Below are 20,497 nucleotides of genomic sequence, written 5' to 3'. Positions count from 1 at the left end.
GTCCTTCGACAGGGAGAGGGGTCTTGGGAGTGTACGCAGCGCCGAGGACCGGGCGACAGACGCGATCCGGCACAACGCCGGCCGAACCGCAGGTCACCCCGCGGGGGTTCGGACGGGGGCGGCAGGCGGTCGCCGGCGGCGGGGGATCAGACGGCCGGGTCGCGGTGTTCCGCGCAGTCCCGCAGGGCGATCTCCAGCTCCACGTACGACTCCTCCGCCCGCCGGAAGGCGAGCGTCAGCGCCGCTTCCGCACGCGGTGGCACCTGCTGCCGCGCGCCCTCCTGGGCGTCGTACAGCACATCGGCCCAGCGCGCCGCCACGCTGCGCAGCCGGGCGAGCAGCGCCTCCGCCTCGGCGGGGCCGGCGGGCCGGGTCCGGGGCAGTCCGGTGAGCGCGTCCAACAGCGCCTGGATGTCGGGCATGTGCGGGGCTCCTCCCGGACCGGAAGATCCACGATACGCAAGGGCCCTGCGGCCGGAGCGGGTTCCGTCCACCGCTGCGGCCGACGGGGCCGCCGGATCGCCGTACGCCCGTCCCGGCGCGACGAACGGCGCCCGCGCACGCCGGACGGTCGGCGGATGCCGTACACCGCGGGCCGGACGGCACCGCGCGCCGCCGGCCCGGGGCCCGGTGGCGCGGCCGAACTCCCGGCCGGACAGCGCCGGATCGGCCGGCGCCGAGCGGGCCGTGTTCCGCACCGCCCCCGGCCCGGGCCCGTCGGTCAGCCGGTCGCCTGCCGCATCAGCAGCTCCCGCAGCTCCCGCGCGTGCCGGCGGCTGACCTGGAGTTCAGCCGACCCGACGCGGACGCTGGTGGTGCCCCCGTCGAGGCGCAGTTCGTCGATCCGGCCGAGCGCCACCAGATGCCGCCGGTGGATCCGTACGAAGCCGCGCGCCGCCCAGCGTTCCTCCAGCGTGGACAGCGGGATGCGCACCAGGTGGCTGCCGTCGTCGGTGTGCAGTCGGGCGTAGTCGCCCTGGGCCTCGACGTACGCGATGTCGGCGATCGCCACGAAACGGGTCACGCCGCCCAGTTCGACGGCGATCTGCTCCGCGGACCGGTCGGCGACGGTGACCTCGGGGGTCGGCCTGCGCTGCGCGGGCACGGCCGGGGGAGGCGACGCCGGGGCCCCGATCGGGTCCCCCGGGGCCGCGGGTTCCGCCGCCCGGCCCAGTTGGGCGCAGGCCCGGCGGACGGCTTCCGCCAGCCGCTCCGGCCGGACCGGCTTGAGTACGTAGTCCACCGCCTTCAGGTCGAAGGCTTGGACGGCGAACCCCTCGTGCGCGGTGACGAACACGATCAGCGGGGGCGCCGCGAAACCGGCCAGCAGTCGGGCCACGTCCAGTCCGGTCAGCCCGGCCATGTGGATGTCGAGGAAGACCACGTCGATGCCGTCGGGCCCGTCCGGGCCGCTCTCCAGCGCCCTCGTGACCCGACGCAGGGCCTCGGTGGCGTCCGAGGCGCCCTCGGCGGTGCGCACGCGCGGGTCGGAGCGCAGCAGGTAGAGAAGTTCCTCCAGGAGGGGCTTCTCGTCGTCGACGGCGAGTACGCGCAGCATGGAGCCGAGTCTAGGTTCCGCTCCGCCGTGGGGGAACGGTGGAGGAGGACGGGTGCGCGGCCCCGGCCCTCGGGGGGAGGGGAGGACGGGGGCCGCGCGGTCCGTGGGTCGTGCCGGGCCCGCTACGGGGCCGTGATGAGCTTGCCGTCGGGGGCGACCGCGTACCAGGTGCCGCCCACGCCCTGGCCGTTGGTGTCACCGGCCTTCTTGTCCCCGGTGAAGGTGTAGACGGGCCAGCAGTTCACCGTCTGCTGCTTCTTGCCGTCGGGCCGGTCCAACACCAGGAAGTTCTTCTCGACGATGCCCTTGGCGTTCGCCTTGTCCACCGGCGGCACCACCGGCCACTTGGCCACGCAGTCGCCCTCGCACTTGGAGACCATCGGCCAGGCGGTGTCCGGCTTGAAGCGGTAGACCGTCATCCCGTTGCCGTCGACGATGTGCTCACCGAGCGTGGGATCCTTCGCCACGGTCAGCGCGCCCGTCGCCTGACCGGCGCCGGCGGGCGCGGCGGCCGGCTTGGCGGCCTTCTTGCCGTCCGGCGCCGCGGCGAACCACGTGCCGCCCACGCCCTGACCGTTGGTGTCGCCCGCCTTGGTGTCCTTGGCGAACCGGTACAGCGGCCAACCCGCGACCGTGAGCTGCTTGCTGCCGTCGGTCCGCACCACCTCGCCGAGCAGCGACGCGTCCATGCCCGCGGCGGCGGTGGCGTCACCGGCCGCGACCGCCGGCCAGTTCTTCGCGCAGTCGCCGTCGCAGTTCGACTTGGCGGGCTTGGCGGTGTCCTTGTCGAAGCGGTAGAGGGTGAAACCGGCGCTGTCGGTGAGTACCGAACCCAACTGGCCGTCGGCCGCGATCGCCAGCTGCCCGGCGCCCTTGGCGGCCGACGCGCCGGTCGCGCCGGCCGCCGCCGGGTCGGCCCCGTAGGGATCGGCGACGGGAGCCTGGGAGGCGACGGCCGCGGCCGGCTTGGTGGTGTCGGCCGCCTTGTCGTCGCCGCCGCACGCGGTCGCCGTCATGGTGACGACGATCGCGATCGCGGCCAGGGACGTTCCGCGCTTGATGCCCATGGTGATGTCTCCCACGTGTGGTGTCCGCCGAGTCCGTCGCCGGAGCGTCGGCAATGTGTGCAGGACACGTCGTCGGGGGAGCGCTCTGTTCAGCCCGGCCGGTGTGGGCTCTTTCACCTACCCCGCGTCGAACCCGGCCCGCCGCAGGGCCGTGACCACAGCGAGGCCCAGGACCCGGTGCCCGTCGTCGTTGGGGTGCAGCCCGTCCGCGAGGTGCTCGGGCCCGAGCAGGTCCCCGCCCGGCAACAGGGCCAGCCGACCGTCCCCGGCCGCGATCCGGTCGTGGACGGCGCGCTCCATGGCGTCCCGCAGGGTGCCCAGGGTGGCGCCGAGCCGGTTCGGGGTGCGCTCGGCGTCGGGGCGCAGCAGGGGGGACAGGAGCAGCAGGGGGGTGCGCGGGTGGCCCTGCCGGACGAGGTCGAGGAACGCGCGCGTGGTCTCGTAGAGCATCGGGGCGGAGAAGGGCACCCGGGACCAGCAGTTGGTGCCGAAGGCGAGCGTCAGGACGTCGGCGGGGAGCTTGGCGAGCTGTTCGGCGGTGGCGAGTTCGCCGCGCGCGGCGCCCGCGTACCCCAGGTTGACGGTGTCCCAGCCGAGTTCCCGCCCGGCGACCGCGGCCCAGCCGTGGGCGGGGCGGGTGGACCACCAGCCCTCGGTGATGGAGTCGCCGTGCACCACCCAGCGGAGGGTCGGCGGGGCGGGGGCGAGGGGGCCGCCGATCCCGCGCACCGCGAGGATCAGCGGCGCCTGGGCCTCGGGCGGGTGGACGGTGAACGGCCCGGGGCCGCCGGGCAGTCCGATCCGGACGACGGCCTCGGGGGCGGGCTCGGTCCACACCTCGCGCAGGGCCCCGTGGCGGTCCCAGAGGGCGAAGCCGTGCGCGACGTCGCGCAGCGCGTCGGTGGGCCCGGGCACGGTCGCCCGGTAGCGGATCTCCAGGGCGTGGGCCCGGTCGGCGGTGAACTCCAACCGCACCCCGATGGGCAGCGTCGCGCGTTCACCGGTGTCCCAGGGCAGCCGCATGGTGTCCGCCGGGTCGGCGCGCACCGGCCGGCCCTCGTCCAGCCAGGCGACCCCGCGCAGGAAGGGGCCCGGGTCCTGCCACGCGTCGTCCGCGCCGCTCACCGCTCTCACGCATCGCCTCCGGTCGTCGGGTGGGGGAACGCTTCGATTCGTACCCCGCCGAGAGGGGTTCACCGCCCGCGCGGTCGAACCCCTCCAAAAGCGTCCGTGGGGTGGTCTGCGCAGTGATCGATCATCCGCGCGCAACAAAGGACCATCCGGGACAGATCCGCGCAACGATCGTGCGTCAATGTGCAAGGATGGTGCATTACGGGCGGTATCACTCAGCTCGTAGGCTCACTCGCTGTACGTGGAGTGGCGCGGACCGCCTGCTCGGCGGTCCCCCATGCCCAGGCAGGCTTCCCGCTCGCCTGTTCTGCTCCGGATCGCTGCGGTCGACGCCTGAAAGTCCCCATCCGCAGTGTCAAAGGAGTCCTTTCGTGCTCGAAACCGGCCAGGCGCCACCGCTCACGTCCGAGCCCCGCAAGCCTGCCCATCCTTTGCTGCGCCGCAAGCCGGTCGAGCAGTTGGTCGCCGAGGGCGGCCAGGGTGAGGGCGGCTCCCTGCGCCGCTCGCTCACCATGTGGCAGCTGACCATGATCAGCATCGGCGCCACCCTGGGCACCGGCATCTTCGTCGTCCTCGGTGAGGCCGCCCCCAAGGCGGGCCCGGCCGTGACGATCTCCTTCATCCTCGCGGGCCTGACCGCGCTGTTCTCGGCCCTGTCCTACGCCGAGCTCGCCGGCTCCGTCCCCGTCTCGGGGTCCTCGTACTCGTACTCCTACGCCACCATGGGCGAGTTCGTCGCCTGGGTCTGCGGCTGGTGCCTGGTCCTGGAGTACGCGGTGTCCGTCGCGGCCGTCGCCGTCGGCTGGGGCCAGTACCTCAACGAACTGCTCGACGGGACCATAGGCGTCACCCTCCCCGAGAAGATCGCCGCCCCGATGGGCGAGGGCGGCTGGATCAACCTGCCCGCGCTCGTCGTGGTGCTGCTCGCGATGGTCTTCCTGATGCGCGGCGCCAAGGAGAGCGCCACCATCAACTCGATCATGGTCGGCGTGAAGATCGTGACGCTCGTCCTGTTCATCGGCATCGGCGTCATGGGCATCAAGTCCGGCAACTACACCCCGCTGGCCCCGCTCGGCGTCACCGGCATCAGCGCTGCCGCCTCCACGCTCTTCTTCTCCTACATCGGCTTCGACGCCGCCTCCACCGCCGGTGAGGAAGCCAAGAACCCGAAGAAGGACCTGCCGCGCGCGATCATGCTGTCGCTGGGCATCGTCACGGTCCTCTACGTCCTCGTGGCCTTCGTCGCCGTCGGCGCCATGCCGTGGAAGGACTTCGAGCACACCGAGGCCGCGCTCGCCCAGATCATGACCGACGTCACCGGCACCAGCGTCTGGGGCGTCGTCCTCGCGGCCGGCGCGGTCGTCGCCATCGCCTCCGTCGTCTTCGCCGTGCTCTACGGCCAGACCCGCATCCTCTTCGCGATGTCCCGCGACGGCCTCGTCCCCAAGGTCTTCGCCAAGGTCGACGCCAAGACCGGCGCGCCCCGCGCCAACGTCGTGATCGTCTCGCTCTTCTGCGGCGCGCTCGCCGCCTTCATCCCCCTGGGTGAGCTGGCGAACGCCACCAGCATCGGCACGCTCTTCGCCTTCGCCCTGGTGAACGTCGCCGTCATGATCCTGCGCCGCACCAAGCCCGACATGCCGCGCACCTTCAAGGTGGCGCTGTACCCGGTGACGCCGATCCTCGGCTTCATCGCCTGCGCCTACATGATGTACAGCCTGCCGGGCGCCACGTGGGTCGCGTTCGGTGTCTGGATGGCCGTCGGCCTCGTGGTCTACTTCCTGTACGGCATCCGCCGCTCCCGACTGGCCACGGCAGAGAAGTGATCCACCCGCAGTGCGACTGAACGATCTCGACGAACGCATCGTGCACGCCCTCGCCGAGGACGCCCGCCGCTCCTACGCGGACATCGGCTCCGAGGTCGGCCTCTCCGCCCCCGCCGTGAAGCGGCGCGTGGACCGGTTGCGCGCGGAAGGGGCCATCACCGGCTTCACCGTCCGTGTGGACCCGGCCGCCATGGGCTGGGAGACCGAGGGCTTCATCGAGATCTACTGTCGCCACAACACCTCGCCGGACGACATCCGGCGAGGTCTGGAGCGGTACCCCGAGGTGGTGTCCGCGTCGACCGTCACCGGCGACGCGGACGCCCTCGTCCAGATCTTCGCCTCCGACATGCGCCACTTCGAGCGGGTGCTGGAGCGCATCGCGGGCGAGCCCTTCGTGGAGCGCACCAAGTCGGTCCTGGTCCTGTCCCCGCTGCTGCGCCGCTTCACCTCCGGCGCCCCCGCCTGAGTCCGCTCGGACGGTCCGCTCAGACGCGGGCCGGGGTGCGGTCGTCCAGCAGGGCGCGGCGCTCCTCTTCCGTGAGGCCGCCCCACACCCCGAACGGCTCGCGGGTCGTCAGCGCGTGTTCCAGGCAGGCCGCGCGCACCGGGCATCCGGCGCAGACGCGCTTCGCCGCCTCGTCCCGGACCTCGCGGTCCTCCCCCCGCTCCCCGGCGGGGTGGAAGAACCGGCCGGAACCCAGGTCCCGACAGGCGGCACGGGCCTGCCACTGCCAGTGGTGGTGGACGGAACCCGGCAGGCGGGAGACGTCGGACATGGCGGTTCCTTTCCGTGGGAAGTCGTCGGTATCAGCCCGTGTGACCCGTCCCCGCGCACTGAAACCGTTCCTGATCAGTGAGCAGGAAAAGAGTCTTGGACCCAAGCGTGGTCAACTGGCGCATCCCGAACGGTTGTGGATGCACTGGTCACCTGCGTTCGCGCCGCGTCCGGCGACACGGATCGTGTCCGTGGTCCGGGGATAGGGGGGCGGGTTTCCTCACACCCGCGGGTGCCGTGTCCGGCCTGGGCGGTCCGATGCCCTACACGATCGCTCTGGTCGTGTGGGGGCGGTGCCGTCCGTCGCCGGACGCGGTGCCCGAGAGCGCGTCGTCCGATCGCGACGCCGGCGGCGTCGTGGCGGGTGGTCTTGCAGTTCTTGCTGTTGAGGGGCTTCTGCCAGTGCTCGGCGCCCCAGCGGGAGGTGTAGGCGGGATCGACGACAACGATGCTGATGCCGAGTGCGGCGGCCATGGACACGAGCCGTGCCCGAAGTTCGGCGACGGGCAAATGCCGGAGATCAGCTTGCGGAACCGCTTCCTGCGGCCGTGCTTCTCCCGCGTCTTCTCCGCGCCGAAGTCCAGGTCCTCGATCGCGATGGAGACGTCTTCGCTTCCTGCCCAGTGAAGGAGGCGAGTGAGGGCGTGCCTCACCTGGGCGTCCCGGTAGGTGGCCGGCCCGTCGAGGTCGTAGAAGAATCGGCGGGGCTCACGCATCGGGTTGCCGTGCTCATCCAGACGCCACGCGGCGAAGTGGTCGGCGTTGGTGTCCACACCGATCAGCCCGTTCGCCCTGGCTACGGCCAGGGGAACGGTCTGGACCGGAGGAATCTTCCACGACGCGGTGAGGTACCAGCGGCCCCGGTCCACGTCCAGGTGGATGCGGTAGGCGACAGCACGGTTCGCCGATACGCGGTCGGCCCACTCTTCGCCGCGGTGCCGGAAGTCGACCCGGCCGTCGAGCACGTACCGGCCGCGCGGGGCGTTGGCCAGATGAGCCAGCGGAGCCGGGAGCTTGATGCCCATCTCGCCGTCGGAGCCGACGCGGATGGTTTCGTTCCCAAAACGCTTCCCCGACTCCCCGTCTGCCCGGAGGAACCAGCGTTCGGCATCCCAGCGCCTGCGCCACTCGTACTCGGTGAGCTGGGCAGCTTCCAGATTGTGCCGGTGTCGAGCCAGTCGCTTCCCGCCCCGCACCACGTGCACGACACCGGCCTCACGGTCGGACCGCTCGCGTTCCAGCCGGTCTTCCAGCACATGCAGGCGCCGGGTCTTTCGGAACCACTCCTGCTTCGTGCGGTAGCCGCCCGGCGCCCGCTTCGCACCCTCCTCCTACGGGAATCCCCCCTGCCCCCTGCCCCCTGCTGCCTGCCGGCCCCTGCCCCGGGCCCGCTTTCGCGCCGGCCCCTCCGGGTCTTGAGCGGGGGGTGGGGCGGGCGCCCGACCACTGCGTGTCCGCCGTCACCCCCCTGTTCATCACTCAACCCGGCGACGACGCTACGGGAGCGGTCGGCCGCACTCAATGAACGCCGTGTTTCGGCTTCCTTTCCACGTCAGAGGCCAGGTCTGGCGCCGCCCCCGGGGTCGCGTCCGGCTCGGCGGCGGGAGTGCGCAGCCCGATGAACACCGGCTCGCGGCGCAGGGTGAAGCCCATCGACCGGTACAGCCGGATCGCGCCGGTGTTCGCGGCGGCGGCGTGCAGGAAGGGGACGTCCCCCCGCTCGCGCACGGCGGCGACGACCGCGCGGACCAGCCGCCCGGCCAGGCCCTCGCCCCGGTGGTCGGGACGCGTGCACACCGCGCTGATCTCCGACCAACCGGGCGGCCGCATCCGCTCACCGGCCATCGCGACCAGTCGGCCCCCGCGCCGGATCCCGAGGTACGTGCCCAGCTCCACGGTGCGCGGGGCGAACGGGCCCGGCTCGGTCAGGCGCACCAACTCCAGCATCTCGGGCACGTCGGCCGCTCCGAGCCGGACCGCCTCGGGGTCGGCCTCGGCCCGCACCGCGCTGCCGTCCAACTGCACGCCCGGTATGGACCGCACCGTCTCCCACCCCTCGGGAGGGGTGGGCAGGCCGGTGAGCCAGACCTCCCGGCCGGGACCGACGAGCGCCGCCAGGTCCGCCCAGGCCCGGGGGTCCGCCGGATCGGCGAGGGCCGCGAAGGGGCCGGCGTCGCGCAGGTAGCGGGCCGCGCGGCCGGCGACTTCCGCGAAGTCCCGGTGCGTTCCGGTGAGGGCGGCCCAGACCGGATTGTCGAGGGGGTGGGCGGCGGTGGCGGTGAGGGTGTCCGAGTCGGGGGCCATGGACGGCGGGGTCCTTCGGGTCGGAGGCGGAGGCATCGCGGCGCGTCCCCCTTCTTGACGGCCCTGCGGGACGCCACGACACTGCGGGGGACGGTCAGCATCGTCAGCGCCCGCACCGGGCGCTTTATGCCCGAGGACAGGATGGGATCGGTGGACATGCCCCGGACACCCGGCACGGAGGCCCAGCCCCTCCGCCGCTGCCGGCTGACCCGGCGCCTCTACATCGACCTCCTGCGGGTCTGCGGCGCGCAGCGCGCCTGACCCGTCGTCCCCGGCGCCGCCCGGCGCGAACCGGTCCCGTGGGCGCACCGCGCCCCGGCGGGCAGCCGGCGACGCCCCCGCCCCGCCATCGTGGCGCACCCGCACGCCCGGTCGCCTTGTCCGTGCGCCCCTTGCCGTGCCCGTGTGCCCGTGTGCCCTGCGCCCCTGTGTCCCCGTGTCACTCCACCGCACCCACCCAGGAGAGCCATGCTCCAGATGGTCCTGCCCCGCACCGGCCCCGCCCCGACCCTGCGCGGCCGCATCGGCGCGGGCTTCTCGCCCGAGCCGCACCGTTACCACCTCTACCTCTCCGCCGGCTGTCCCCGCTCCCACAGCCTGACCACCGCCCTCTCCCTGCTCGGCCTCGCCGACTCCGTCGGCACCACCGTCCTCGGCCCGCCCGCCACCCACGCGGCGCTGCGCCGCGCCTACGAGGCCACCGGACACCACTACGACGGGACCCTGACCGTGCCCGCCCTGTGCGACACCTGGAGCGGCCGCGTCGTCAGCAACCACACCCCCGACATCCTCGAAGGCCTCGCCCGCCTCGCGGGCCGCCCCGACCTCGCGCCGCCCGGCGAAGGCGTCCGCTGACCCCGGCGCACGGACCGGCGCGGGCCCGCGCGTACCCTCGTACGTACGCCGTTCCCGCGCCCCCGCCTCCGCGATGAGGGGCCCACGCGGCGGCCGACGCAACGAATGTCCGTAGCGGCCCCGAAACACGCAACGAATCGATGCTCCGAGCGCAACGGACACCTCTTGTCGTGGTCTGACGGGCGAACGTACCGTCTAGGGACACCCTTCCCACCCGTCACAGAGGTACGCCCATGCCCCCGCTGCGCACCGCTCTCCTCCAGAGCTCCGGAGTCCTCGGCCACCCCGCCGAGAACCTCAAGAGGCTCGACGAGGCCGCGGCGCGCGCCGCACAGGGCGGGGCCGGGCTCCTCGTGACCTCGGAGATGTTCCTGACCGGCTACGCGCTGGACCTCCAGGACATCCCCGGGCTCGCCGAACCGGCCGACGGCCCGTCCGCCGTCGCCATCGGCGAGATCGCCCGCCGCCACGGTGTCGCCGTCCTCTACGGCTACCCGGAGCGGGCGGGCGCGGCGGTCTACAACTCCGCGCAGCTCATCGGCCCCGACGGGAGCGCGCTCGCGAACTACCGCAAGACCCATCTCTTCGGCTGCTTCGAACAGGACGCCTTCACCCCCGGCGACACCCCCGTCGTCCAGGCGGACCTGAACGGCCTCCGCGTCGGCGTCATGATCTGCTACGACGTGGAGTTCCCCGAGAACGTCCGGGCCCACGCGCTCGCCGGGACCGACCTCCTCCTGGTCCCGACCGCGCAGATGCACCCGTTCCAGTTCGTCGCCGAACAGCTGGTCCCCGTACGGGCCTTCGAGAACCAGATGTACGTCGCGTACGTCAACCGCACCGGCCCCGAGGGCGAGTTCGAGTTCGTCGGCCTCAGCTGCCTCGCCAGTCCCGACGGGGTCACCCGCACGCGGGCCGGCCGCGGCGAGGAGCTGGTCCTCGGTGACGTGGACCCCGAGCTGCTGCGGGTCTCGCGCGAGACCAACCCGTACCTGCGCGACCGCCGCCCCGGGCTCTACGCCTCCCTCGTCTGAGCCCGCCCCCGCCTGATCCCCCCCACCTGCCACAGTCCGTTCGCAAGGAGCCGTACCCCATGACGTCCACGGTGCCCACCGCCGTCCCGCACAGCGACGGACAGCCCCCGATCACCATGTTCGGTCCGGACTTCCCGTACGCGTACGACGACTTCCTCGCCCACCCGGCGGGGCTGGGCCAGATACCGGCGACCGAGCACGGTACCGAGGTCGCGATCATCGGCGGCGGGCTGTCCGGCATCATCTCCGCCTACGAGCTGATGAAGATGGGCCTCAAGCCCGTCGTGTACGAGGCCGACCAGATCGGCGGCCGGCTGCGGACCGTCGGGTTCGACGGCCCGGGCACGGACGGCCTGACGGCCGAGATGGGCGCGATGCGCTTCCCGCCGTCCTCCACCGCCCTCCAGCACTACATCGACCTCGTCGGCCTGGTCACGGAGCCCTTCCCGAACCCGCTCGCCGAGGCCACCCCCTCGACGGTCGTCGACCTCAAGGGCGAGACCCACTACGCCGAGACCATCGCCGACCTCCCGCAGGTCTACCGCGACGTCGCCGCCGCGTGGAACGCCTGCCTGGAGGAGGGCGCGGACTTCTCCGACATGAACACCGCGATGCGCGAGCGGGACGTCCCGCGCATCCGCGAGATCTGGGCGAAGCTCGTAGAGAAGCTCGACAACCAGACCTTCTACGGCTTCCTGTGCGAGTCGCAGGCCTTCCAGTCCTTCCGCAAGCGTGAGATCTTCGGCCAGGTCGGTTTCGGTACCGGCGGCTGGGACACCGACTTCCCGAACTCCATCCTGGAGATCCTGCGCGTCGTCTACACCGAGGCGGACGACCACCACCGCGGCATCGTCGGCGGCTCGCAGCAGCTGCCGCTGCGGATGTGGGAGCGCGAGCCCGAGAAGATCATCCACTGGGCCCAGGGCACCTCGCTCTCCTCCCTGCACGACGGCGCCCCGCGCCCTGCCGTGACCCGCCTGCACCGCACGGCCGGCAACCGCATCACCGTCACGGACGCCTCCGGAGACATCCGCACCTACCGGGCGGCGATCTTCACGGCCCAGTCGTGGATGCTGCTGTCGAAGATCGCGTGCGACGACACGCTCTTCCCGATCGACCACTGGACGGCGATCGAGCGGACCCACTACATGGAGTCCAGCAAGCTCTTCATCCCCGTGGACCGGCCGTTCTGGCTGGACAAGGACGAAGAGACGGGCCGCGACGTCATGTCGATGACGCTGACGGACCGGATGACCCGCGGTACCTACCTGCTGGACAACGGCCCCGACCGGCCGGCCGTCATCTGCCTGTCGTACACCTGGTGCGACGACAGCCTGAAGTGGCTGCCGCTGTCCGCGAACGAGCGGATGGAGGTCATGCTGAAGTCCCTCGGCGAGATCTACCCGAAGGTCGACATCCGCCGCCACATCATCGGCAACCCGGTGACGGTGTCCTGGGAGAACGAGCCCTACTTCATGGGCGCGTTCAAGGCGAACCTGCCGGGCCACTACCGCTACCAGCGCCGCCTGTTCACCCACTTCATGCAGGACCGCCTCCCCGAGGACAAGCGCGGCATCTTCCTCGCGGGCGACGACATCTCCTGGACGGCGGGGTGGGCGGAGGGCGCGGTCCAGACGGCCCTCAACGCGGTCTGGGGCGTGATGCACCACCTGGGCGGCTCCACCGACGCCACCAACCCCGGCCCGGGCGACGTCTACGACGAGATCGCCCCGGTCGAACTCCCCGAGGACTGACCCTCCCCGGACCCTGATCCCGGGCCGCCCCCGCGCTTCCCCCCAGCGCGGCGGCGGCCCGTTCCCATACCCGGCCCGTTCTCATGCCCGGCCCGTCCGGATACCCGGTCAGGACGCGAAGGCCCGGGCCACACGGGGAGCCAAGGGCGTCGGGGTCAGCAGGCAGCGGCTGACCAGGCCGACACTCGCGTCGAGGGATTCGCGGAACTCCTCGGCGATGTCCGGGGTGCGGCGCAGCGTCCACAGCAGCCGGGCCGCCGCCCAGGCGCCCGAGCGGGCCCGCTCCAGGCTCCAGGAGCCGAGCAGGTGCGTCAGCGGATCGGCGACCTCCAGCAGGTCGGGACCCGGCATCAGGTCCTCGCGGATGCGCTCCTCCAAGGAGACCAGCACGTCCCCGACCCGGTCGAAGTCCCCTTCCAGCGCCGCCGGTTCGCAGTGCAGCCGGTGGCAGGTGGCGACCACCGCCAGCGCCAGGTCGTGCCCGATGTGCGCGTTGATCCCGGCCAGCGCGTGCTGGAGCGGACGGACGCCGGGGTGGCGGCGGTACTGGATCAGGGGCCGCCAGCAGGCCGGGGCCCGGTCCGCTTCCACCGCCGCCAGGTAGCGCTCGGCGAAGCGGACCGTCAGGGTCTGGGCCCGGCGCGGCGCGGGGAAGTCACCCTTCCGGACGCGCCGCTGGAGCGTCTCCGTCACCGTCAGGTAGACCCGGTTGAAGACGGCGACGCCGTCGTGCGCGGGCAGCCGCTCGTCCAGGGCGCGCATCCGCGCGAGCACCGCTTCCACTGTTCTCCCTGAGTCGTCTCCGGGGCCTGCCGCGGCGCAGTACGCTGAGCGCCTGCTCTTGAGCAGCGGTCAGGGCTTGGCCGTCACGAGGCTCGATGTAGCCAAGTGAGAAGCCACCCCGTTCGCGGGGTGGAGGAGTCACGGAGGCAGCGTCGCAGACTGCAGTGCAGGTCTGGGCAACTCGGCCTCAACCTTCGCCGGATTGGGCGAACGGCGCTCAAGACCGCGTGTCCTGGGCGCCCGGCCCCCTGTCGTCCTGGTCGTCGTACGCGGAGGTGCCCGCGTCGAGCAGCGGCCCCGGGCCCTTGAGGTGCGCGGGCGCGAAGTACCGCAGCGCGTGGTAGCCGCCGACCACCACGATCGTGCCGAGCGCGATGCCGCCCAGCTCGAACGTGTCGGTGATGTGCAGCTTGACGCCTCCGATGCCGATGATGATGCCCGCCGCGGCCGGTACCAGGTTCAGCGGATTGCGCAGGTCCACCCCGGCGTTGAGCCAGATCTGGGCGCCGAGCAGGCCGATCATCCCGTACAGGATCACGGTGATGCCGCCGAGCACCCCGCCGGGGATGGCGGCGACGACCGCCCCGAACTTCGGGCACAGGCCGAACAGCAGGGCGAAGCCCGCCGCCGCCCAGTACGCGGCCGTCGAGTAGACGCGGGTGGCCGCCATGACGCCGATGTTCTCGGAGTACGTGGTGTTCGGCGGCCCGCCGAGCGCGGTGGACAGCATGGAGGCCGCGCCGTCGGCCGCGATGGCGGTGCCGAGCTTGTCGTCGAGCGGGTCGCCGGTCATCTCCCCGACGGCCTTGATGTGCCCGGCGTTCTCCGCGATCAGCGCGATGACGACCGGCAGCGCGACGAGGATCGCCGACCACTCGAAGGCCGGCGCGTGGAAGGAAGGCAGCCCGATCCAGTCCGCCTTGGAGACCGCGGAGAGGTCGAGCCGCCAGTGGTCGACCGCGGGGCCGCCGCCCACCGTCGAGTGGATCTTGCCGAAGACGAGGTCGAAGAGCCAGGAGACCGCGTACCCGAAGACCAGACCGAGGAAGATCGCGATCCGGGACCAGAACCCGGGTAGGCACACCACGGCCAGTCCGGTGAAGACCATCACCAGCAACGCCGTCCACTGGTCCTGCGGCCAGTACGTCGACGCCGTCACCGGAGCCAGGTTGAAGCCGATCAGCATCACCACGGCGCCGGTGACCACCGGCGGCATCACCGCGTGGATGACCCGTGCCCCGAACCGCTGGACGGCCAGACCCGCGAGGAACAGCGCCACGCCGACCACGAACACGGCGCCCGTAACGACCGCGCTGTCCCCGCCGGCCGCCCGGATCGTCGCGGCGACGCCCACGAACGAGAGGGAACAGCCCAGGTACGAGGGCACCCGGCCGCGCGTCGCCAGCAGGAAGAGGACGGTCGCGACCCCCGACATCATGATGGCGAGGTTCGGGTTCAGGCCCATCAGGACCGGCGCGACGAAACTCGCGCCGAACATCGCCACCACGTGCTGGGCGCCGAGCCCGACGGTACGCGGCCACGACAGCCGCTCGTCCGGCCGGACCACCGCGCCGGGGGCGGGCGTCCGCCCGTCCCCGTGCAGGGTCCAGCCCACGCCGAAGCCCATGTCCACCACTTCCGTTCCGCCGCCCGATGGTCGATATTGGCTGCACGCGGTCAAACGCGCGGGCCAGCGGACATCCTACGGCCGGATAGCGGCCGGTTCGTCCCGATTGGCCGGGCCGCCGCCTTCCCCGCCCGCCGGCCGGCGCCGCAACACCGCCGCCCCCGCGACCAGGGCGAACGCCAGCAGGGTGACCAGGCCGAACGACACCACCAGCGAGGTCGCGTCCGCCACCGCCCCGATCGCCGAGGGGGCGATCAGCCCCGAGGTGTACGTGATCGTCGCCACCCCCGCGATGGCCTGCGCCGGTGCGGGCCCGCTGCGCGCCGCCGCCGCGAAGGCCAACGGCACGACCACCGCGATGCCGAGCCCGATCAGGGCGAACCCCGCCAGGGCGCCGGCCGGCTGCCGGACCACGACCACCGACAGCCCGCCGGCGGTGGCCAGCAGGCCGCCCGCCCGCACGGTGCGCACCGGGCCGAAGCGGTCGACCACCCGGTCCCCGACGAGCCGCGCGACCGCCATGGTCAGGGCGAACGCGGTGGTGGAGGCGGCCGCGAGGCCGGCGTCGGTGTGCAGGACGTCCCGCAGGTAGACGGCCGACCAGTCCAGGCCCGCGCCCTCGGCGAAGACCGCGCAGAACCCCACCACGCCGATCAGCAGCGCCGACTTCGGCGGCAGCGTGAAGTGCGGCGGCGCCTCGGCCTCCGCGTCGCCGCGCGGGTCCAGGACGCCCCGTACGGCGAACAGCCCCGCCGTCGTCAGGAGGAGCGCGGCGATCAGGTGGTGCGGTCGGGCGTCGGTACCGGTGTGGGCGGCGACCGTACCGGCCGCCGAGCCGATCAGCGCCCCCACGCTCCACATGCCGTGCAGCGACGACATGATCGAGCGGCCGAGCCGGTCCTCGGTCTCCACGCCGAGCGCGTTCATCGCCACGTCGGCCATGCCGGAGGTGGCCCCGTAGACGAACAGCGCGCAGCAGAGGGCGGCCAGGTCGGGGGCGAGGCTCGGCAGGGCGAGGGACAGGGTCCACAGGGCCAGCAGGCCGCGCAACGCGGTACGGGCCCCGAACCGGTGGTTGATCCGGCCGGCGAGCGGCATCGCCAGGGCGGCCCCGAGGGCGGGGAAGGCCAGGGCCAGACCCAACGAGCCCGCGCCGAGCCCGGCGTGCTCCTGGATCCAGGGGATACGGGTGGCGAACGAGCCGGTGACCGCCCCGTGCGCGCAGAACACGGCGGCGATCGCGGACCGGGCACGGCGCAGGCGCACGGGCGTCAGGTCCGTTTCCCCGGTCGTCATGCCGACAACCTACCGAAGCGCGCCCACCGCCGGCCCGCCCCGCGGCACACCCGGCCCCGCTCCACCCGCCACCGCGCTTCGAACCCGCCCCGCCGTCAGCCGGCGGCGCCGCGCAGGAACTCCGCGAAGCTCTCGCGACCCACCGCCCGCGACGGAGCCAGGTGCCCGCCCCGCCGGAACGCCGCGTACGCCTTGCCCGCCAGCGGCACCCGGACCACCCACCGCCGGCGGCCCGTCGCCGCCAACCGGGCCCGGACCAGCCCCGTCAGCGGGCGGATCTCCGGCCCGCCCATGTCCGGGACCCGCCCCGCCGCGGCCGGTACCGCCAGCTCGGCGAGCCGGTCGGCGACCTCCCCGACCGCGATCGGCTGGACCCGTACGTCCTTCGGCACCGGCACCACCGGCAGCCTGCCCAGCGCGTCCGCGAACTGCCCCACCAAGTCGTGGAACTGGGTGGTCCGCAGGATCGTGACGCCGAGCCCCGACTCCTCCAACAGCCGTTCCACCTTGTGCTTCGTCACGTAGTAGCCGAACGGCACCACGTCCACCCCGACGATCGAGATGTAGACGACGTTGGTGACGGTCCCCGCCCGTCGGGCCGCCTCGATCAGGTGGCCGGCCGCCACGTCGTCGCCGCCCCGCGGGGAACTCGCGCAGTGCACGACGACCTCCACCCCCGCCAGCGCCGCGTCCAACCCGCTGCCGTCCCGCAGGTCGACCGGGTACTCCTTCGAATGCCGGCTCAGGACGCGGACCTCGTGGCCCGCCGCCCGCAGCCGGGTGACGACGAGCGCTCCGAGGGTGCCGGTTCCTCCGGTGACCAGAATCGTGCTCATGGTGGTGTGCGTCCTTTCGGGAAAGTGCGTTCACCAGCCCGGACCGGGCAGCCTCCCCGGATGTGACAACTGCCGCAGCACGAATTCCAGCTTCTGCGGGTTCACGACCGCCCGCATCCCGCCGACCAGCGCGTCCCCGCCGTCCGGGCCCTCCTCGAACTCCATCACCAGCACCGCCGCCCCGCCGAACACCAGCGCCGGCATCCCGTTGACCTCCGCGTGGGCGACCGGCAGGCCCGCCGTGTACTTCCCCAGCGCCCCGCGCACGAAGCGGGCCACCTTGTCCCGCCCCACGATGGGCCGCCGGGCGGCGTTGACCACGCCGCCACCGTCCGCCACGTACCGCACGTCGGCGCTGAGCAGGCTCTCCAGCCGCGCCACGTCCCCGTCCCGGGCCGCCGCCATGAAGGTCTCCACCAGGCCCCGCCACCGGCTCGGGTCCGCCCGGAAGCGCGGTCGCGGCGCCTCCACCCGCTGGGCCGCACGCCGGTACAGCTGACGGGAGTTGGCCTCGGTGAGGTCGAGCAGTTCGGCGATCTCCCGGTGCCCGTACGCGAACGCCTCGCGCAATACGTACACCGCCCGCTCCACCGGCGTGAGCTGCTCCAGCAGCACCAACAGGGCCATGGAGACGCTGTCCCGCCGCTCCGCCGAGTCCAGCGGGCCGAGCGTGCCGTCCGAGGTGAGCACGGGCTCCGGGAGCCAGGGGCCGACGTACTCCTCGCGCCGGGCCCGGGCCGAGGTCAGGCGGGTGAGGCACAGGCGGGTCACGGTCTTGGCGAGCCAGGCCCCGGGGTGCTCGACGTCCCCGCGGTCGGCCGCGCTCCAGCGCAGGTACGCGTCCTGGACGGTGTCCTCGGCCTCGTGAGCGGAGCCCAGCATGCGGTAGGCGATGCCGAACATCCGGCCCCGGTGTTCCTCGAAGTCCGCCGCTGAGGCGGATGCGGGCGTGTTCACCGGAGCAGCCTACGGGCGAGGACCCGGTGGCCGCCGGGCCACCGGGTCCTCGCCGTGGGCGGGAGTCACCCGCCCTCACCCGCCGGTGTCAGCAGGCGCCCTGGTCCTTCCAGACGCCCCAGTCGCCGGTGGTGCCGGGCTCCTCGTTCTGCGTCCACCACTGGGCCTTCCAGGTGTGGCCCTTGTGGGAGACGACCGTTCCGCCCGGGTACACCTGGCCCGCGACGTAGGCGGGGGCGGTGCAGGTTCCCCCCGGGGGAGGCGTCGTGGGCGGCGTGGTCGGCGGCGTGGTCGGGGTTGGAGTGGGGGTGGGGGTGGGGGTGGGGGTGGGGGTGGGGGTGCCGCCCGGCTCGACCACCGTCGTACCCCGCGCCAGGTCGCCGGCGATCCCGTATGTCCTGCCGCCGAAGGTCACCGTCCAGTTGGACGGGGTGGAGGTCGGCAGGTAGTAGACGAAGTCCGGTTCCGCCGAGGCGCCGGGGGCCAGCGACTGCCAGGCCGGCAGCTTGAGCGATACCCGATTGTAGTCGCCCTTCAACCCGCCCACGTTGCTGCCGGTGTGGTCGCTGCGGATGACGGTGGTGCCCCAGCCGGACTGGTCCTTGGCGTTGTTCGGCGCCGAGGAGGAGTAGTCGAACCGGAACTCCGTGCCGCCCGGCAGGGTCGTCGCCGTATTGTTGGTGATCTTGAGCTTGGGGCTGATCGGGTAGTTGGAGTCGCCCAGCGGGAACTGGGTGAAGTCCACGTCCACCTTGACCGCTTCGGCCGGCATGGGGATCGTCGCGCGCTTCGCGCCGTAGGGCGTGGCCGACTTGAACTTCTCGTACATCGTCGTGGTGAGGGTGTCGCCCATCTCGTACTGGCCCTTGGCGGCGTTGTAGCCGTAGTCGCCCGCCAGTTCCCAGACCATCGTGCCGCCTATGCCCTTGTTCACCACGTAGTCGGCCTTGGCGGCCACGGACTGCTCGTCCTCCGTGGACAGGAAGACCTTCTTCTGGTCGTTCCACAGCCACGGCGCCACCAGCGTGGAGTCGTACTTGCGGACGTAGGTGCCGGTCAGCGTGGTGTTCGCGGGGAAGCCGTACTTCGTGACGTAATCGCCGACGACGCCCTTCTCCAGGTTCTTCGCGTGCCACATCGGATTGGAACCGGCCGGGGCCTCCTTGCCCGCGGTGTCCAGGTCGTGCCACAGGTTGTCGATGCCGACCGCGCCGTCACCGCACTTGGTCAGCCCCGCGCCGGCCGGACAGCCGGTGGCCGGGGCCTTGCCCCACAGGCCGTCCGTGCCGCCCTGCACGTTCTTGAAGCCGCGGGTGTAGTACGGCAGGCCCATGTTGATGCGGCCCGCCGGCATCGAGCCGCGGAAGTAGTGGTAGGCCCAGTCGGAGTTGAGGTAGCCGATCCCGCCGTACTGGGAGGTGGAGTAGACGCCGGCGGCGGTCAGTTCGCCGTCCTTGCCGTCGTCGAAGAGGGAGGCGTTGGGGCCGACGTACTCGTTCCAGGCGCCGTGCAGGTCGTAGGACATGATGTTGACGTAGTCCAGGTACTTCTGCATCTGGAACGTCTCCATGCCCCGCAGCAGGTAGCCGGAGGAGGGCGCGGCGACCGAGAGCAGGTAGTGCTTGCCGTCGGCGGCGCCCGCCCGGTCGAGCCGCTCGCGCAGCGACTTCATCAGCGCGGCGTAGCCCTTGACCAGCCCGGCCCGACGGGCGTTGGAGAGCTGCCAGTCCAGCGGGTTGCCCGCGTCCTTCATCGTCGTGGGGTACTCGTAGTCGATGTCGACGCCGTTGAAGCCGTAGGTGCGGATGAAGGCGACGGAGGAGTCGGCGAACGTGTCGATGCCGGCCTGGTTGACGGAGCCGTCGGCGTTGGTGGCCATCGAGTAGAAGCCGCCGGAGGCGACCCGGGTCCCGTCGTCGCCGAAGTAGCCGCCCGTCTCCGCCCAGCCGCCCACGGAGATGAGCGTCTTGACGTTCGGGTACTGCTTCTTGAATTTGTTCAGCAGGTTGAAGTGGCCCTTGTAGGGGAGCGTCGGGTCCATCTCGGCCCCGGCGACGCCGGGCCAGGTCATGCCGGTCGCGGCGTTGTTCGCGTTGTCCGCGCCGACCGAGATCTTGTTGTCGGCTCCGACGTGGGCGAAGGCGTAGTTCAGGTGGGTGACCTTGGACCACGGGACGTTGCCGGCGAGGTAGGCCGGCGTGCCGTCCTTGCCGGTGCGCCAACCGGTGAAGTAGCCGATCACGCGCCGCTGGTGGTCGGCGCCCATCTTCTCGCGGCCTTCGGAGTCGTAGACCGAGCAGTACGGGACGTTGACACCGGGCGTCTTGTAGAGCCCGTCGGGACGACAGCTCTCCTGGTCGGCGGCCTGTGAGACGCCTGTCGAGAGCCCGGCGACCAGCAGTCCGGCGATGGCCGCGCCGGATGCCAGGAGCATCGCTCTCGTACGTGTGGGGGACGGCATGGTGCCTCCTGGGGAGGGGAGGATGGCAGGACATGGCGGCTCAACGCGCAGGGGAATGGCGCTGGTTGGCCCGCGGCGTGCGCACGCCGGCGGACCTCCTCCCGGGGAAGATGAAGGGAACGTTAAGAGGACTAGACCACCCCGTCAATAGGTCTGGACCAAAGTGCGCACCCCGTCCGGTCCGCCTCCCGGGCCGCCCCCGCCCCGCACCCCGCGCCGCACTCCGCCCCGCC

At 72.4% G+C, this 20,497-nt stretch carries 17 protein-coding genes and 1 pseudogene; 5 read left to right on the top strand and 13 right to left on the bottom strand.

Translation table 11 applies throughout. The annotated features are described in order from the left end of the window. Positions 1-146: 146 nt before the first annotated feature. The 4 genes from ACFVXJ_RS07830 to ACFVXJ_RS07815 all read right to left on the bottom strand — a co-directional run bounded on the left by ACFVXJ_RS07830 (position 147) and on the right by ACFVXJ_RS07815 (position 3,759). Positions 147-422 (bottom strand): hypothetical protein, encoded by a 276-nt coding sequence (locus ACFVXJ_RS07830; RefSeq protein WP_361315702.1) that lies wholly within the window; start codon positions 420-422, stop codon positions 147-149. Between the two features lie 299 nt (positions 423-721). Further along, the gene (locus tag ACFVXJ_RS07825; RefSeq protein ID WP_389660303.1) at positions 722-1,558 is read right to left on the bottom strand and encodes a LytR/AlgR family response regulator transcription factor; all 837 of its coding nucleotides are present in this window, start codon (positions 1,556-1,558) and stop codon (positions 722-724) included. 122 nt (positions 1,559-1,680) lie between these two features. After that, complete coding sequence (locus tag ACFVXJ_RS07820) at positions 1,681-2,625, bottom strand: SCO0930 family lipoprotein (protein WP_389660988.1); 945 nt, start codon at positions 2,623-2,625, stop codon at positions 1,681-1,683. Between the two features lie 117 nt (positions 2,626-2,742). Then, positions 2,743-3,759 carry a GDSL-type esterase/lipase family protein gene (locus tag ACFVXJ_RS07815; RefSeq protein WP_389660300.1) on the bottom strand — a complete coding sequence of 339 codons (1,017 nt, stop codon included), beginning with the start codon at positions 3,757-3,759 and terminating at the stop codon, positions 2,743-2,745. Between the two features lie 368 nt (positions 3,760-4,127). Between ACFVXJ_RS07815 and ACFVXJ_RS07810 the strand changes: the two genes are divergently transcribed. Continuing rightward, complete coding sequence (locus ACFVXJ_RS07810; RefSeq protein WP_389660297.1) at positions 4,128-5,582, top strand: amino acid transporter; 1,455 nt, start codon at positions 4,128-4,130, stop codon at positions 5,580-5,582. Positions 5,583-5,592: 10 nt separating this feature from the next. After that, positions 5,593-6,048 carry an Lrp/AsnC family transcriptional regulator gene (locus ACFVXJ_RS07805; RefSeq protein ID WP_030027017.1) on the top strand — a complete coding sequence of 152 codons (456 nt, stop codon included), beginning with the start codon at positions 5,593-5,595 and terminating at the stop codon, positions 6,046-6,048. Positions 6,049-6,067: 19 nt separating this feature from the next. Here the strand turns inward: ACFVXJ_RS07805 and ACFVXJ_RS07800 are convergent, their stop codons facing one another. The 3 genes and pseudogenes from ACFVXJ_RS07800 to ACFVXJ_RS07790 form a co-directional block, all read right to left on the bottom strand. Then, entirely contained in the window at positions 6,068-6,358 is a 291-nt protein-coding gene (locus ACFVXJ_RS07800; protein ID WP_389660292.1) for a WhiB family transcriptional regulator, read from the bottom strand. 31 nt (positions 6,359-6,389) lie between these two features. Then, positions 6,390-7,688, bottom strand: a pseudogene (locus ACFVXJ_RS07795) (IS200/IS605 family accessory protein TnpB-related protein); the annotation flags it as partial. 187 nt (positions 7,689-7,875) lie between these two features. Beyond that, complete coding sequence (locus tag ACFVXJ_RS07790) at positions 7,876-8,661, bottom strand: GNAT family N-acetyltransferase (protein WP_389660289.1); 786 nt, start codon at positions 8,659-8,661, stop codon at positions 7,876-7,878. Between the two features lie 468 nt (positions 8,662-9,129). On the opposite strand from ACFVXJ_RS07790, the gene ACFVXJ_RS07785 reads away from it, so the two are divergent. From ACFVXJ_RS07785 to ACFVXJ_RS07775, 3 genes are all read left to right on the top strand, one after another. Beyond that, entirely contained in the window at positions 9,130-9,516 is a 387-nt protein-coding gene (locus ACFVXJ_RS07785) for a hypothetical protein (RefSeq protein WP_389660286.1), read from the top strand. A 233-nt stretch (positions 9,517-9,749) separates the two neighbouring features. Further along, positions 9,750-10,550, top strand: coding sequence for a carbon-nitrogen hydrolase family protein (locus ACFVXJ_RS07780; RefSeq protein WP_389660283.1), 801 nt, complete (start codon positions 9,750-9,752; stop codon positions 10,548-10,550). 59 nt (positions 10,551-10,609) lie between these two features. Continuing rightward, positions 10,610-12,304: a flavin monoamine oxidase family protein gene (locus ACFVXJ_RS07775; protein ID WP_389660280.1), complete on the top strand. Its 1,695-nt coding sequence runs from the start codon at positions 10,610-10,612 to the stop codon at positions 12,302-12,304. Positions 12,305-12,412: 108 nt separating this feature from the next. Here the strand turns inward: ACFVXJ_RS07775 and ACFVXJ_RS07770 are convergent, their stop codons facing one another. From ACFVXJ_RS07770 to ACFVXJ_RS07745, 6 genes are all read right to left on the bottom strand, one after another. Next, a complete protein-coding gene (locus ACFVXJ_RS07770; protein ID WP_389660277.1) occupies positions 12,413-13,087 on the bottom strand; it encodes a DUF5995 family protein in 675 nt (224 codons plus the stop codon). 217 nt (positions 13,088-13,304) lie between these two features. Beyond that, on the bottom strand, positions 13,305-14,714 hold the full coding sequence (locus ACFVXJ_RS07765; RefSeq protein WP_389660274.1) for a uracil-xanthine permease family protein: 1,410 nt from the start codon (positions 14,712-14,714) through the stop codon (positions 13,305-13,307). Between the two features lie 75 nt (positions 14,715-14,789). Continuing rightward, positions 14,790-16,010, bottom strand: a complete 1,221-nt coding sequence (locus ACFVXJ_RS07760; protein WP_389660271.1) for an MFS transporter — start codon at positions 16,008-16,010, stop codon at positions 14,790-14,792. A 95-nt stretch (positions 16,011-16,105) separates the two neighbouring features. Continuing rightward, positions 16,106-16,846, bottom strand: a complete 741-nt coding sequence (locus tag ACFVXJ_RS07755; RefSeq protein ID WP_389660268.1) for an SDR family oxidoreductase — start codon at positions 16,844-16,846, stop codon at positions 16,106-16,108. A gap of 30 nt (positions 16,847-16,876) precedes the next feature. Next, positions 16,877-17,803 carry an RNA polymerase sigma-70 factor gene (locus ACFVXJ_RS07750; protein WP_389660265.1) on the bottom strand — a complete coding sequence of 309 codons (927 nt, stop codon included), beginning with the start codon at positions 17,801-17,803 and terminating at the stop codon, positions 16,877-16,879. 88 nt (positions 17,804-17,891) lie between these two features. Next, positions 17,892-20,264, bottom strand: coding sequence for a chitinase C-terminal domain-containing protein (locus tag ACFVXJ_RS07745; protein ID WP_389660262.1), 2,373 nt, complete (start codon positions 20,262-20,264; stop codon positions 17,892-17,894). Positions 20,265-20,497 lie beyond the last annotated feature (233 nt).

The organism is Streptomyces sp. NPDC058279 (assembly GCF_042881255.1).
Taxonomy (GTDB): domain Bacteria; phylum Actinomycetota; class Actinomycetes; order Streptomycetales; family Streptomycetaceae; genus Streptomyces.
This window is presented reverse-complemented; position numbering and strand designations above follow the sequence as displayed.

Coding starts and splice junctions, on each gene's coding strand:
- ACFVXJ_RS07830 (WP_361315702.1), bottom strand. CDS start 422: ATGCCCGACATCCAGGCGCTGTTGGACGCGCTCACCGGACTGCCCCGG.
- ACFVXJ_RS07825 (WP_389660303.1), bottom strand. CDS start 1,558: ATGCTGCGCGTACTCGCCGTCGACGACGAGAAGCCCCTCCTGGAGGAA.
- ACFVXJ_RS07820 (WP_389660988.1), bottom strand. CDS start 2,625: ATGGGCATCAAGCGCGGAACGTCCCTGGCCGCGATCGCGATCGTCGTC.
- ACFVXJ_RS07800 (WP_389660292.1), bottom strand. CDS start 6,358: ATGTCCGACGTCTCCCGCCTGCCGGGTTCCGTCCACCACCACTGGCAG.
- ACFVXJ_RS07790 (WP_389660289.1), bottom strand. CDS start 8,661: ATGGCCCCCGACTCGGACACCCTCACCGCCACCGCCGCCCACCCCCTC.
- ACFVXJ_RS07785 (WP_389660286.1), top strand. CDS start 9,130: ATGCTCCAGATGGTCCTGCCCCGCACCGGCCCCGCCCCGACCCTGCGC.
- ACFVXJ_RS07780 (WP_389660283.1), top strand. CDS start 9,750: ATGCCCCCGCTGCGCACCGCTCTCCTCCAGAGCTCCGGAGTCCTCGGC.
- ACFVXJ_RS07775 (WP_389660280.1), top strand. CDS start 10,610: ATGACGTCCACGGTGCCCACCGCCGTCCCGCACAGCGACGGACAGCCC.
- ACFVXJ_RS07765 (WP_389660274.1), bottom strand. CDS start 14,714: ATGGGCTTCGGCGTGGGCTGGACCCTGCACGGGGACGGGCGGACGCCC.
- ACFVXJ_RS07760 (WP_389660271.1), bottom strand. CDS start 16,010: ATGACGACCGGGGAAACGGACCTGACGCCCGTGCGCCTGCGCCGTGCC.
- ACFVXJ_RS07755 (WP_389660268.1), bottom strand. CDS start 16,846: ATGAGCACGATTCTGGTCACCGGAGGAACCGGCACCCTCGGAGCGCTC.
- ACFVXJ_RS07745 (WP_389660262.1), bottom strand. CDS start 20,264: ATGCCGTCCCCCACACGTACGAGAGCGATGCTCCTGGCATCCGGCGCG.